Origin of the sequence: Pseudoalteromonas luteoviolacea NCIMB 1942 (genome assembly GCF_001625595.1) — a bacterium.
Classification (GTDB): Bacteria; Pseudomonadota; Gammaproteobacteria; order Enterobacterales; family Alteromonadaceae; genus Pseudoalteromonas; species Pseudoalteromonas luteoviolacea_A.
In genome coordinates this window covers 1-13,760 of record NZ_AUXT01000200.1, presented here as the reverse complement: position 1 = coordinate 13,760, position 13,760 = coordinate 1, and the positions used below count along the sequence as shown (strand labels likewise).

The 13,760-nt window shown below is 41.3% G+C and carries 11 protein-coding genes; 6 read left to right on the top strand and 5 right to left on the bottom strand.

Going from position 1 to position 13,760, the window contains the following annotated elements; translation table 11 throughout:
* Positions 1–226: 226 nt before the first annotated feature.
* Positions 227–1,921 carry a nucleoside recognition domain-containing protein gene (locus N482_RS19960; protein ID WP_063378734.1) on the bottom strand — a complete coding sequence of 565 codons (1,695 nt, stop codon included), beginning with the start codon at positions 1,919–1,921 and terminating at the stop codon, positions 227–229.
* The gene (locus tag N482_RS19955) at positions 1,921–3,060 is read right to left on the bottom strand and encodes an NAD(P)/FAD-dependent oxidoreductase (protein WP_063378733.1); all 1,140 of its coding nucleotides are present in this window, start codon (positions 3,058–3,060) and stop codon (positions 1,921–1,923) included. Before N482_RS19955 ends, N482_RS19960 begins: the two co-directional genes overlap by 1 nt.
* Before the next feature lie 233 nt (positions 3,061–3,293).
* On the opposite strand from N482_RS19955, the gene N482_RS19950 reads away from it, so the two are divergent.
* The 6 genes from N482_RS19950 to N482_RS19925 all read left to right on the top strand — a co-directional run bounded on the left by N482_RS19950 (position 3,294) and on the right by N482_RS19925 (position 9,238).
* A complete protein-coding gene (locus N482_RS19950) occupies positions 3,294–3,596 on the top strand; it encodes a hypothetical protein (protein WP_155730665.1) in 303 nt (100 codons plus the stop codon).
* 118 nt (positions 3,597–3,714) lie between these two features.
* Complete coding sequence (locus N482_RS19945) at positions 3,715–4,842, top strand: helix-turn-helix domain-containing protein (protein ID WP_063378731.1); 1,128 nt, start codon at positions 3,715–3,717, stop codon at positions 4,840–4,842.
* 221 nt (positions 4,843–5,063) lie between these two features.
* Positions 5,064–5,639, top strand: coding sequence for an ECF-type sigma factor (locus N482_RS19940; RefSeq protein ID WP_063378730.1), 576 nt, complete (start codon positions 5,064–5,066; stop codon positions 5,637–5,639).
* A complete protein-coding gene (locus N482_RS19935; protein WP_063378729.1) occupies positions 5,636–7,795 on the top strand; it encodes a serine/threonine protein kinase in 2,160 nt (719 codons plus the stop codon). Before N482_RS19940 ends, N482_RS19935 begins: the two co-directional genes overlap by 4 nt.
* Before the next feature lie 194 nt (positions 7,796–7,989).
* A complete protein-coding gene (locus tag N482_RS19930; protein ID WP_063378728.1) occupies positions 7,990–8,439 on the top strand; it encodes a hypothetical protein in 450 nt (149 codons plus the stop codon).
* Positions 8,440–8,887: 448 nt separating this feature from the next.
* The gene (locus N482_RS19925) at positions 8,888–9,238 is read left to right on the top strand and encodes a hypothetical protein (protein ID WP_063378727.1); all 351 of its coding nucleotides are present in this window, start codon (positions 8,888–8,890) and stop codon (positions 9,236–9,238) included.
* A 130-nt stretch (positions 9,239–9,368) separates the two neighbouring features.
* Here N482_RS19925 and N482_RS19920 read toward each other — a convergent pair whose 3' ends face one another.
* From N482_RS19920 to N482_RS19910, 3 genes are all read right to left on the bottom strand, one after another.
* Positions 9,369–11,270, bottom strand: coding sequence for a beta-propeller domain-containing protein (locus tag N482_RS19920; RefSeq protein ID WP_063378726.1), 1,902 nt, complete (start codon positions 11,268–11,270; stop codon positions 9,369–9,371).
* A 29-nt stretch (positions 11,271–11,299) separates the two neighbouring features.
* Positions 11,300–12,475 carry an alpha/beta hydrolase-fold protein gene (locus N482_RS19915; protein WP_063378725.1) on the bottom strand — a complete coding sequence of 392 codons (1,176 nt, stop codon included), beginning with the start codon at positions 12,473–12,475 and terminating at the stop codon, positions 11,300–11,302.
* Between the two features lie 511 nt (positions 12,476–12,986).
* Positions 12,987–13,760: TonB family protein (locus tag N482_RS19910; RefSeq protein ID WP_155730664.1), on the bottom strand; the 774-nt coding region annotated here is incomplete at its 5' end.

The window sequence follows — 13,760 nt, the reverse complement described above, 5'->3', positions numbered from 1 at the left end:
GCTACTATTTAATCCGCTAAAATGCAAATTAATGAATGCTTGCCATTATTGCGCACAAATTAACGAGCCAGAATAAACATAAAATGAAGTGCGTCACGTCTACCACTGCGAGTAATCACACCCCATGTGTCTAACTAAACAACACATTAAACGAGAATTGGGCGCTAAATTAAACATCGTGTGGCAGGCAAAATTGCACCGCCTCTAATTGTTTAAACAACGATTATCAAGCTAGCACGGCTGCGATAAATGGTACTCCCCAAGACAGCACAACGGTAAAGCAAGTCGCCCAGAATATCTGGCGCATTGCTAAGCGCGACGCATACCCTAAGCTCATTTCACGCACTATCGTCAGCAAAGAAACCACACACGGCAATATAACGCCAGCGAAATATACAGCACAAAGTAATTGAATATCTGTGATCTCCCCCAGTTTGAGGCCATGAGATGTGCTATCAATCAAGCCAATAGCTAAACCATCTTTGCGTATCGCGCCTAGTATGACTGCTATTGCAGCTCCCTCGGGTAGGTTAACCAGTGTCATTAATGGTGAAACAAGATGCGTGAGTGATTCTATAACGCCAAGCCATTCAAAGAAACCAACCAGTAAACAGATACCGACGAACAATGGAAAAGCCGTATTAAAAAATGACTTCATCACACCAGCCATTTCAGACAAGGCAAACCGCCAATTGGGCGGTTGTAAAAACCCTCTACTTAGTAAATTATATGACGCTGCCGCATTTCGTTGCTGTTTCGTCGTGGTTAAAAGCAGGTAAATACAGGTCGTCACAGCCAATATGGCCAAGTATGGTAATGTAAGATATGGCTTGCCTGCGGCAGAGAAAACAGCAACCGTTGCGGGTAACTGATAAGAACATGCTGAGCCAAAAGAAATGGCGGAAATACAGCTTCCTCTAGTACAGCATGAGCAGTTTCTAGTTTGAATAATGGCTGGTACATTACAACCAAAACCCATGATCACTCTTACCAAATCTCGCCCACTAAGACCTATTTTATGCATAAATGGGTCGAGTCGGTAAGACAACCTGTCTATAAGGCCTGTGGTTTTATAAATAGATATTATGGCTGAGAACACAATAACCGTTGGTAAAGCATACAAAATCAAAAAAGGCAGCATCGAAATTAAGCCATAGTCACCAACTAGCATATGGTTTAAGGGGGCCGGCAAAGCGCCTAAATTGCCTTTTAGCGTATTAACCGGTGATTCGACATACGGATAAAGCAAATCTGCAAAAGCATTGGCGTTGGTTACTGCAAACCAAGCAGGTAATACTAGTAAACACAGAGACATTATGGGCCCAAACCAAGCATATTCAAACAGCAATAGCTTTGGTTTGACTGACCAGTTCGCTTCAAGTTTAGGGGCTGCAACTGGAAAGCGTGCAGGTTGGGTAAGTGCCTGTTCTATATGTTCAAGTTGCTCTGTTGTGACATGGCGATTGTCGATGGTTATCCAAGCTAAATCTGTTTCAGCTCTCAGCCTGTCTAGCTCTTGCCGAACATCTTCTCGATGCTTAACTTTGTCCCAATAAGTGATTATGACGATACCACTGCGTCCTTGAACCATATCCCATAAGTCACTTAAATCACTTGGTAGTTCAGTAGATTTAAGCGTTAAGATAACGTGCTCGCTGGTTTTTAGACGGCGTAAAACTTGAGAGGTAACAACACTGTCCATCCTAGTTTGAATGCCTGGTGTATCGGTGATCACTTGTCCGTTCCAAGTGTACTCCTGACAAAACAATGAACTTCCTTGTAAATTACTGCTTCCAGACTTTTTACCCATGAGGTTTTCAGTTAATGCGGTCTTTCCAACACTTTCTTTCCCAATGAGTAGCCACTGGCTTTTTATTTTAGGTTCTGGGTAGAAGGTTTGTACATCAATGAACTGCCCCATTAGCAAAAACACTCCTGTTCTTTACAACAATCCAAATCTTGTAACAGCATGCCTGCTTGTTTGTAATGTTTGAATATCGAAGTATCCAGCTCGAGTTCACTGGCAATAACCGCACATGGAGCCGCAAAACGCCCTCTGAATTTATAGATAAAACACAATAATGTGGGGTCATGATAAAGGCGTGGGCCAGCTAAAAAGACATTGCGCATTTTAGTCGATTCGTCAAATGGGCTCACCCAAGGATAACCATTATCCTGATATACAAAAAAATCTGTCAACGGGCCTAAGTCTATCTCAAACCCTGTACAGTTTATGGGTGGGAAAGGCGTGAAAACCTCTTTCCCATCGGTAGACTGGACAATATATCCATCCCCCTGTTGATATACATTGCTGACTTCAAAGTCATCGTCATATTCAACACCCTCAGCACTAGATAAACTCGACAAACGTTCTGCAGTGTAGGGAGATAACACACGGCTCGGGTCAAATGTATCTTGCTGCGCGCAGCTGATATCTAACAGTGTCACTTCATAGCCTTGACTCACTAGATTGAATGTCGCATCCACGCCACTTTCATAACCACCAATCACCACATAATGGCCTTTAGATAGCTGGTCCCATTCACCTATCTTTGAATTATGGATGCACAATTCTACACCTGTAAATCCAGTGGTGTTTGGAGATTGAAACTCCCCGCCTGCCCAAATGATGAATTTACAGTGTATCGTCAGTTCTCCTGCCTGAAGCTCGTATCCCTTGTTTGGCCCTCGAGATGACACAGATTCTAACTGAGTCTGTGTCGCCACTTTAATCTCATAGTGCTTTGCAACCATGTCTAGGTACTTTGCATACTCTTCACCGCTAAGGTGCTCTTTCCCAGCATTAAAAGCCGGTGAAGTATCCGGTGTTATCGCGTTTAAATCCGTTTGGTGGTAACCATTACTGGGAAAAGAAGGCGTAATCAAACGCATCGTTTTTGGCCACCTTAAAAATGACTCTCCAATTTCTCCTCTTTCCAACACGATGAGCTCTTGATCTTCAATTCCCATTTGCTTCAATAGTGCTGCGCAGCCTAACCCAGCAGGACCGGCGCCCACTATCACTACTTCCGTTTTTGTTATTTGTCTTTCGTTTGGCATTATCACACCCAATATTGATACAGTATAACATACCAATATACAGCAACATAAATGAGAATTCATTGCATTTAACGAGTGAATATTCAAAGTTTGTAGCAATAATAAGCTTACTTAAAGCCATTTACTCTAACTCAACTAGGGACTCGCCTTATTTCGAGTTTCGTAAATTAGGCCCATCTACCTAGTCAAAAAGTGATATAGTCAACAACAAAAAAAATAAGAAACATATAAAAATGAATAGGTTAATAATTTTTATGGCCGCCCTTTTTAGCAGCTTCATTCTCTCTAATATTGCCAGCGCTATAACTTGGCAGGAGCTGAGCCAAGATTTCAAAGCTCAACTTTCAGAGCTCGGCGTAGTCGGCAGCACCATTTCTCTCATTAATCATGACCAATTAAAAAATGCGCTATATTTTGGTTTGGCAGACAAAGAAATGCTTCACCTGTTACAGAAAACACGATATTTCATCGGGCCTCCATTACCAAAATCTTCACTGATATTGCTATCATGTAATTACGGGACAGACAGAAGCTAAAATTATCGGACCCAATCACAGTTTTATAAATTAATGGTAAGACAGTAAGCCATTTTGTAGTGAGTATCTAAAATCAACTAGGTTGAGATATAAAACGTTTTTAAGTTAGGGATCTGTAATGGATGTAGTACCCACAGTAATTTATTCCTTTATGCTAGGTATCATTGCGCTCGCACTTGTACAAGCATGGTGTAAACCCGATCACCAACAAACCACCTTTTTAATTGCACTATTGTGTCTACTGTTTATACATGTATGCGGTGAGCTGTTTATTTATTCTGGCGCTTACCAATATTTGCCGGGGTTAGCTGGGTTACAATTTCCGATTCGTACCTTGCTGGGACCAGCTTTATACTTTTATGCACGTGCAACAATGTCGCCCGATATGTCTATCTCGAGCCGTAGCTATGCACTCGCGGCGCTTGGGCCTGTGTTAGTTATAGGTGCGATGATACCTTTCCTGTTTACCTTAACCCCGCAAGAAAAGCTCGCGCTAGCAGATCCTGCTACGCGAGATCCGGAGCACTTTAGAATTGCATTCTTAACTTGCCTGATAGCGATGGTGATTTTTATTGCATTTATCGCTATTTATTTTGTGAGTGCTTTGAAAGTGCATGCACATCATCGTCAGCAACTTATGGAGCGTTTTGCAGACATTCAATCACGCTCTCTCGATTGGTTTAAAGTTACGCTGTTGCTGTGGGGTCTTGTGTGGTTCTTTTATGCGACTGCTTACTTGCCGGGATTCACAGGTTGGCGCATCCCAGGACAAGGCCTCTTCTTACCGTTACTGGAAGCTGGTGTTTTATTGGCATTCACTCAATTGGCGCTCAACCAACCAATTCTATCGCGCGAAGACAAAGGCACACCAATTGCACACCAAATTAGGACCACAACACTGAGCAAAAGCAGAATGGACCCAATTGCCAAAAAATTAAAACTCGTCATGACACAACAGCAACTTTTTATGAATGATGCACTTTCATTGAATCAACTCTCTCAATCAATTGGTGTCAGTGAAAATCATATTTCAGAAACCTTGTCACAATTACTACAAACAAACTTCTTTCAGTTTGTAAACGGTTACCGCGTCGAGTACGCGCAAAAGCTATTATTGGATTCAGACAAACGCATCTCCACGATTCAATATGAAGTCGGGTTTAACTCCAAGTCTACATTTAACACCGCTTTTAAAAAAGCAACTGGCTTAACCCCTTCACAATACAGGAAACAAGCGCACAGTTAACGTTATAAACTGGGAGTCTAGTAGCGCACGTTAAATACGTTATAGACTCCGGTTTTTAAGCAAAGCAACATGTCTTTCTGAATGTGTGTCCCTTTTGAGTAATTGATCAAACTCGTATTGCAGATACATAAATAAAACACTTGGAAACTTGATATTTACAACCCATTTGTTACCCTAAACCTTGATAATCTAGACTCAAATTACCTGTTTTGGTCCCTTGCATGAACAACGACGTTACCCTACTTATAGACAAATGGAAGTCTGGCTGTAAACAATCCGAAAGAACGCTCAAAACCGAGATATTCCTGCACCTTAAAGGCCGCTTGAAAAAGCACAAAGCACAGCTGCTCTCTAATGGCGAAGCAGAAGAACTACTGCCAAACACGACCTCGTTTATCAATGAATATTTTATAGACTTCGCGCCACCAACCAGAGATTACGAAAACCGTAAGCAATACTTAAAAGACGTATCAATTTTCATTCGAAACGCCCTGATCAGTGAGCTTAGAAAAAGAAAAGCGTTAAAGCGCGGTAATCTATTTACTCACACTTCTCTGAGCGAATTTCATCGGTTCAATATACCTGAAGATGACGAGCAATATAGTGTTTTTGATGAAGCCATCAGCTTACTAAAAGACAGATCAGAACAATGTTATGAGGTCGCTTTATTCTACTACTTTTTAGGCATGACGGGCGAAGAAATAGCCAAGGAGTTTGCTATACCGACAGGGAAAATCTATCGCCATATTGACCTTGCTAACGCTTTTTTGCGCAGTAAATTTGCCGACTCTCCATGACTGTACACAGCAATGAACCAGCAGATGCATTCAGCATATTTTACGAGCTTTTAGATGGTCCTATCGACCAAATGATACAACGCCTAACTCAAATGAAAGGGTTAGATGAAAGTGTATGTTCCGAAGTCCGTCAGCTCGTACAAGCACATATAAAAAATAAACGAGACCATTTTTTACCTCAATTAGTATCGCACAGTGCCAATGTGGTACTTGGTAATGACGAGCTACTGTATTTACACGGTGAGAAAATCGAAGACTTTGTATTATCTGAGCTTCTCGGCGATGGCGGCCAAGGTGTTGTGTACAAAGCACATCGCTCTGACGGCAAATTTGAGCAAACGGTTGCCATTAAGCTCCTCTACCCAAACTCGTCTACCACACAGAGGATATCCTCACTAAAAAGAGAAGCACAAAGCCTTGCTAAGTTCCAACATAGCGGTATTGTTCGCGTATTTACAATTGGTGAATATCAGCATCACTGCTACATGATTATGGATTACATTGACGCCACCCCAATGGACAGTTTCTTTAGCACTGTCCCACTCGCGCTAGACAGTGTTATTGAGATATTCATTAAAATCTGTGAAGCACTTAGCCATGCTCACTCTCACCAAGTACTGCACGCAGACATTAAGCCTAGCAACATCTTGATCAATGAACATATGCAGCCGCAGTTGATTGACTTTGGCATTTCTAAACAAGTGAGCTTTAATCCCAATCATCAAATAGACAACAAAGCTTTGGGCTTTACATACCGCTTTTCTAGCCCTGAGCAGCAAAGAGGAGAATCTCTGGATTACTCTAGTGATGTCTACTCTGCCGCTAGAGTGTTTCAATACTTCCTCAACAAGTATTTTTCAAGTGCGCCTTTAAAGGCACGCTTACTTAAACCCGTGCTAGCAAAGGCGCTAAACAAAAACAAAGATGAGCGTACCACTTCAATGGAATCGCTTAAAGCGTCTATTAAAGCTGTACAAATTCTCACCCCTGAGAAGTCTGGATACGTTAGTCGACTAGATCAAGCTAGGTGTTTATACGCTCGGCGTTCAAGAATAATGTGGGTCATTAGCGCAGTAACAGTCGTTTTGCTACCTATGTTGATTGTCTTTTCGAAACAACAAGCCACTTTGGCCGCTCAGTATTCGCAGCAAGCTCAAGTTATGACATTTTTACGCTCTATCTTCGATGCTAGTCAGGGTGATGATCACTTCCACGATATCCTAAACAAGAATCACCTGCCCGACACATCTGACACTCAAATTAAGAATATTGAAGGACACGGTAAAATACTGTCGCCATATGTCTTCACTAATCATGGTGGCAAAGTAGGTGAGCAGATAAAACTCAAAGTGGTGAGTAATCGTGCCGATCCCGCTGACTTGGCATTCAGTATTTCAGGGGGCGGCTATATTAGTCATACGGGCTATTATCATCATACTTTTTCAAAATCAGGGATCCACACAGTGACAATCGAAGCGGTAAAACATAGCCAAGAATACGATAAGCTTGTTTTGCGATTTGTTATCAGAGACGGTAAATCGTTGCCCATTAAATTTGATGATGTACCCACCACACATCCCTATTTTGAAAATATACATTATCTTGCATTGCGAGGAGTGGTCATAGGAAGACCAAACCCTCACGGCAATGGACGCTTGTTTCAGCCATCCCAGATAGCAAAGCAAGCAGAAGTCCTATCTATTCTGTATCTCGCTGCTCACGCACAAGGCCTCATTACACTTAAAAAAACACAACAACAGTACGACAACTTAACCGTTATTAATGAAAACGGTTATATAGAGGACTTCTCTTGGGCTAACAACTACTTAAGCTATGCTCAACAGCAAAACCTATCAATAGACCCAACACAATTCGAACCGAAAAAGTCCGCGTCAAAAACATGGCTTGCAAAGACGGCCAGTCAGTTATTAAATCTGTATGACCCCAGCCAGCTAAGTAGCTTTAAACATGTTGAATTTAAAGACCACCTTGAATTTAACAATGCTCAGGCCCTCAGGTACGCACAAATTTGTACGTTATATGGTCTCTGTACCATTCACGATGGCCAATTTCAGCCTCAACGCGCTATAACACGTGCCGAAGTTGCCGACATCGGTGCTAAGATCCTCAAGCGGTCTAAACCTGACATATTGTAAGTGCAAGCACACGACACACTGCTCACTCCCCTAGCTACAAATAAAACACTCAAAAATCAGAAAAATTTTCCCAATTTGCGTGCCTTAACAGTTAAGGCACTGCTGCTTATTGTATCGCTTGTTGCAAATAAGCCAATGCAAACCTCTGCGCTTACGCAGGATAAAAATCTACATTAACTTAAGGAAAGTAATTTATGAAAATCAAAATTTTAGCGACGTCACTTTTACTGGCCAGCGCGGTTTCAAGTCAAGCGAAAGCACAGGATATTATGGTCGAAATTGTTGAAGCCCCTGATAACTTTGTGCAAGTTAGTACTCCTACGTGTGGTTATTGTCCTCAGTTTTTGGAACCTCTCGGTGATATAGCGTGGACCAAATCATCACAAGGCGCTACAAATGCAGCACTGTGCTACGACTTTGTCAAATTCGAAGGAGATGATGAAACTGACTGTATCGTAAGGTATTCAAACTATAGTGACAATGCACAGCTTGTGGATACAACAAAGACAAAATGGATTAGTATGAAATACTCTAATGGATTAGCCGCTTACACCTCTGCGGGAGAAGGCTTATTTCTTAGGATGGATAATCTAGCATGCAGCAATTTTCTCAATGCACAAGATCACGTAAGAGTTGATCTCTAATTTAACACCACACCATAAATAGCTGGCAGGTATGCCGAATCACGTGCTCCCTGTGCTCAAACCTATGTCGCCTCCTGCCAGCTAAAGATTAACGAAGGCAAAGTAAAACTTACCAACAAAACTATCCTCGTCTAGGTGCTGCTAGTACCCCTCCCGCGCCATAAAGATACTATTTTTCATGAGTTTTTAAGTCGTCTGGCATATCACCACTTTGGTAATACCCTACCAAGCATAATTGAAAACGCTTGCGCATTTCATGTATTTATAACCTTAAAAGTGCCTCAAATTATTTCCCGACAAAGCAGAAAAAATTCGGAAAAAAACCACCAAATTGCGTGCCTTCAAGCTTGGGCAAATCGCAAATATCCTTGTCTTATCACGAAGCAATATGTGATCCGCACTTCTCCTACATGGAAAGTTATTACTCTCATTAACCATTGAGGTTTTTATGAAAAACATGACATTAGTATTGGTTGCACTCTCTACATTTTTATCAACGTCAGCCCTAGCAGGCACGGTTACTGGCGATCAGTGCTGGACAGAAGATAACAGTGTTAAGTTCAGAGCGAAGGCATCGTTTTGGGATAGAATTGCCGAAAATAAGCTTTATATAAGTGTAACTACTGATTACGACAGAACTTATACGGTAACTAAACCCTTAACCAATATTCAAAGCGTCTTTATGGATATTTACTTTACATCGATGTTTCAGCAATCAGGCTACCCTAATGCACAGCCTGTGAGTTATCGCATCTACGATGCATTTGGTAGCGTAGAAAAAACTGGCAGCTGTATTTAATGTGTTGAAGAAAGGGGGTAATAACCCCCTTTACTTGTTTGAAAAGCAGTCGTTTAACTTATATGTTTAGCGTCAATGATCCACGCTACAACTGATGCATTTAAAATAACACACTAAAAACTTTATCTGCTCAATGCATGTGTAAGTCATGTACATAGTCTACTCGCTCAAGTTCAATCACTTGATCATCAATTATTTGAGACTCTATTAGTACATCTCCTACTAATGCAAATACTCTATTGCCGATATAAAACGGCCTTGAGTTACCATACCAATCACTGCAGCTTACTTCGCAGTCAACAAAGGTTTGAGGGTTAACTTTGGCTTTAGCTTGACCTGCTAGAGACACTGCTGCGTTGCTCGTTACTCCCAAATATACAATACTCAAGTCATCTTCTGTTGCTTCTGTTAGGCTTGCTTTGTTCAGCGCTGTAATGCCTGCTATGCCATAATTATCAGACACGCTTTTATAGTTGAATGCATGGCTAATATTTTCTTTTTCTAGAAAGCTGTCGAAAACCCCTTCACTGTCAATAGATGGCCGATCTGCTAGGTTGATAATTGACACGTTATAGTTTTCTTGTAAATTGACACCTGACACAAATAGCTTTTCACCGATGGGCTCAATCCGATCCACAGTATGCGGTAAGTCAAAGGTAAGTTGTTCATCACGCAACAAATGAGTCAAAGAAAGGCTGCCTAATTTCCCGAAATGCCTAGTCTCAATCTCATCTCTATACAAGCCTTCACCCAGCACTAGCCACTCATTGGTGAAACGGTTATTGATATATTGCGTCGCTACAGACCATTCACGCCAAGGCTTAACAATACCTTCACTACTTTGCCCGAATAAGATATCAGGGAGCTTATACAGCAAGGCACTTATCTCAGGAATCGAATGTTCTTCACTTACAGTCAATAAATGCAATGCGTCTTCGCTTTGCATAAATGAAAACTGACTGCTTGGTTTCCCTTTTACCTTGACTGTACCCATAACCCCACCACTGTGCGGCACCTTAAACAACCTTGAGACTGTTTGAGTTTCCAAACCCCAGTACTGAAAGTCAGTCAGTCTGTCTTCATGTAAAATGGACGTCCACAGATAAAACGCAGAATTGGAGACAAAATATTCGTACTCATCAGAACCCACAACCGCCTTGCCACCGCAATCAAAATTGACCGTTAAAGGGTCACAGGTAATGACTGTATGAAGTATCGGTGACAGCTGCATATCTAAAGATTTATAGATATCTTTAGCGCCTATGATATTTTGCCACTCTAATGCGCTAAACCCTTTATCTGTGATTCTTGCAAATTGTGGTAAGACGCGTACCTTACGTTGATTTGAATACTCAGATGTAAGTTCGATAGGCAAATATGTGAGATACTTATTATTGATGATTCTAGAGCCATAATTAGAACTGCTAAAGTAGTCATCTGATTTGATTAAAATGCCGTCTCGATAAGTAATTTCGCCCTGACTTCCTAAATTAAAACGCAACAGCTGAGATGCATCTAATCCATAGTTATAGCCTAGTACCAGTAAAGTATCTTTTAATACAAGCAGTTCGTCATACCAAACATCTTGATTCCAGGAGGATTGGTTTATTTCAATTTTTGACTTGACATAAAGTAGATCGTGGCTGTTCTCTGTGATTTTGACAGAATAAATGACCCCTTTACGAAGAATAATCAAATAGTCTCCTGTGAATTTTATAATGCCACCTTCATCAACATTGTCGACTTGATTATTGGTGATACTTAAGTCAGATGAATCAATGCGACTCCCAGTCACTTCTATAAATTCAACCCCTTCAGGGTAACGCTCAGAAAGTTGCTTACTGCGTTCAGTCTCACGATAACGGCGTAATTGGTGCATTCCCTCCATATAGTTTTCAAAATCTGCTTGTGATTGAAATGTAGTAACATGTGCTGATTTTAACGCTCGTAAACTTGGCTGTTTGGTATTACTACACCCACTTATTAACAATGCCGCTAAACATGCAAACAGCATCAGTAAAACTTGCTTCATAGTCACTCCCAGTATTTACGCAAACATCATCATAAAGACGCTGCGGCCTCTGTTATCGCTGCTGTTAATCGTCGCTTTCGATTAAAATAGGCTTCGTAACCGTCATCGTCTTTATCAGCTAATTTCAACGCAATATTTACCTGCTCTAAAGATTGCTCATATTGTTTGTTTTGTTCGTAAGCGTAGGCCAGCCCATTGTAAGCACTGGCCATTGTTGGGTTTTGTTCGATGTTGTATTTAAAGATTTCAATCGCCCCTACAAAATCTTTGGCATCCACCAGCTCATACCCTAGCCCACGTAATACCCACTCCTCGGGGAGTGTCGGCTCTGCGCGTTGAAAAGAAACCTGTTTATAATACTGTTTGATAGAGTTCACCCCATCTGTCAACGCACTGCTGGGCATAATTAGAGACAAAAACAGGCTGTGATACGCATTAAAAACCCCCGCCACAGAGGTCATCGCATGCGGTACATCGTCAAAAGTATCCGACGTTAATTTAAATTTATGTGGTTTGTTGTTTGCTAGAAAAGATTGCAACTCATCATAAACTTCGCGCATTGGCGCGGGCTCTGAGCCAATGTTGATATAAAGGTAATTGTCGAATGTCTGCCTCTTAGTAACAAAGGTTTTTACATTTTTAAGCGTGCTATGTGCCCCCCACCATACAGCAGGGCTGTAAGCAATATGTCCTTGAAACAAATAAGGTCTTGATTGCATTGCATGCAACACCAGTAGTCCGCCAATTGACGCTCCTGAAAAGACCTTAAAATCATGTGTTCGAAAAGTGCGATTGACCTCTGGGATCAGCTCTTTTTCTATGAAATCTAAAAACTTGTCGCCGCCACCACCAACGCCCACTGGACCTCTTGGGTCATAGTTTACAGTCGGAGCCAAGTCTCTTGCTCTATCGGTGTTTTCAATCGCAACTATGATCATTTCTGGCGCTGCACCTGAGCGATGAAGCTTGTTTAACACCGCGGATTCTAAAGGGATATTCTCTTTACCATCAAGCCGATACAAGACCGGAAAAACCTTTTGTTCATTTGTATAATAGGAGTCAGGAAGTAAGATTGTAACCGTTCTTTGCTCAGACAATATTTTTGAAGAAAGCGTCTTGGTTATGTTCAGTTGCTCTGCCGCAAGGCCCGAGCTCATAGAGAGAAGAAATAAAAGCGCAGTGAGTATGACCTTGGCATAAAGCATCGAATTTCCTTTTTTTGTTATTATGCCAACACCTTAAATAATCAAAAGCATTTTTGCAATACTAAAAAATGAATAACAAAACCAGCTTATTTTGTTAATTAAATATTGAACTCTAAGTGCAAAGAAGCGCGCTTAACGAGAACTATAAACGTCACCCATTTATGGCGCTCGTTCCGACCGGTCAAGAAACCGGCGTCGTACAATTTCCATTTATGGTCTCAACTTGGAAGCCGCTAGTTAATATCAAATAAAAAGACTTGTTTATCAGCAAAACATTTGATGGATTAACTCAGTGATTATGACTTTGCGTGTCCGCTATTTTTTGTTTACAGTACTTCAAAAGCAGTGGCACTTAAGGATGTCAAACGCAAAGCATTGACGATGCCAGTTTACAATGAGATATAAGTGCTGTTTTTTAAGCTCATGTCACAATCAAGTGTTTTGAGCAATACGGGGTAAGCCAAAATTGAATAATTCAATGATTTGCTTACCCTGTGTAACAGATGTAGCGTTAATCAACGGACCATGCTAAAACCAAGTAAAAGTCCTTGCCATCTATCACTTCTCCGCTGCCATCCAATTGGACCTCGAAACGCCATTTCTCGAGGGATTCAACTCCAGCTTCTTCAAATAGCCCCTCCGGATAGGCATACACTACCTTGATATTGACAGGCTCACCTTTTGTATTCACGTCAAAAGTCATTGCTACTTCTCCCTCAGTCTCATAACGAGCGGCCTGTGCTGGGTAACGAGGTTCCCTTCTATAAATTATCTTCGGTGCACTAAGCCCTCTGTTGACTTTTTTAAATTTAGGCCGTTCTTTTGGGTACTTACCTGTTGATTTGTATACCGGTGCGGACTCTTCTTGTTCCTGCTTGCCCGATTTTTCAGTCAGCACACCGAGCAATTGGGAAGCTCGCTCTTCAGTTTCATTTTGTCTAATTAGCGACACCCACTTGTCATATTCAGCAAGGTTATCCTTTTTTTTTGCGATAAACCCAAGCATTGTTGCAACTTCTGGGTGGTAGGAGCGCTCAAGGTACTGCCATAAGCTATTGGCTCTACTTTTGGTGGAATCAAACTCTTCTAAAACAAATCGCGTTCTAATTTCTAATAACAACAAGCTAAGATAAAAGCGGGCAGGTAATACATCTAATGCTTGTGCCTTTAAGTTGTCTTGTAAAGACGCTTTGTAATTACCCATTCTATTTTTTATTTCTGCTTTGCGTTTGTGAATGAGCGCTTTGTCAAAATCAGTCTTTGTCCAGGGCGGGATCACACTTTG

Excerpts from the sequence above, each read along its gene's own strand:
- N482_RS19920 (WP_063378726.1), bottom strand. The coding sequence starts at position 11,270 with ATGAAGCAAGTTTTACTGATGCTGTTTGCATGTTTAGCGGCATTGTTA.
- N482_RS19940 (WP_063378730.1), top strand. The coding sequence starts at position 5,064 with ATGAACAACGACGTTACCCTACTTATAGACAAATGGAAGTCTGGCTGT.
- N482_RS19925 (WP_063378727.1), top strand. The coding sequence starts at position 8,888 with ATGAAAAACATGACATTAGTATTGGTTGCACTCTCTACATTTTTATCA.
- N482_RS19930 (WP_063378728.1), top strand. The coding sequence starts at position 7,990 with ATGAAAATCAAAATTTTAGCGACGTCACTTTTACTGGCCAGCGCGGTT.
- N482_RS19945 (WP_063378731.1), top strand. The coding sequence starts at position 3,715 with ATGGATGTAGTACCCACAGTAATTTATTCCTTTATGCTAGGTATCATT.
- N482_RS19955 (WP_063378733.1), bottom strand. The coding sequence starts at position 3,060 with ATGCCAAACGAAAGACAAATAACAAAAACGGAAGTAGTGATAGTGGGC.
- N482_RS19935 (WP_063378729.1), top strand. The coding sequence starts at position 5,636 with ATGACTGTACACAGCAATGAACCAGCAGATGCATTCAGCATATTTTAC.
- N482_RS19950 (WP_155730665.1), top strand. The coding sequence starts at position 3,294 with ATGAATAGGTTAATAATTTTTATGGCCGCCCTTTTTAGCAGCTTCATT.
- N482_RS19960 (WP_063378734.1), bottom strand. The coding sequence starts at position 1,921 with ATGGGGCAGTTCATTGATGTACAAACCTTCTACCCAGAACCTAAAATA.
- N482_RS19915 (WP_063378725.1), bottom strand. The coding sequence starts at position 12,475 with ATGCTTTATGCCAAGGTCATACTCACTGCGCTTTTATTTCTTCTCTCT.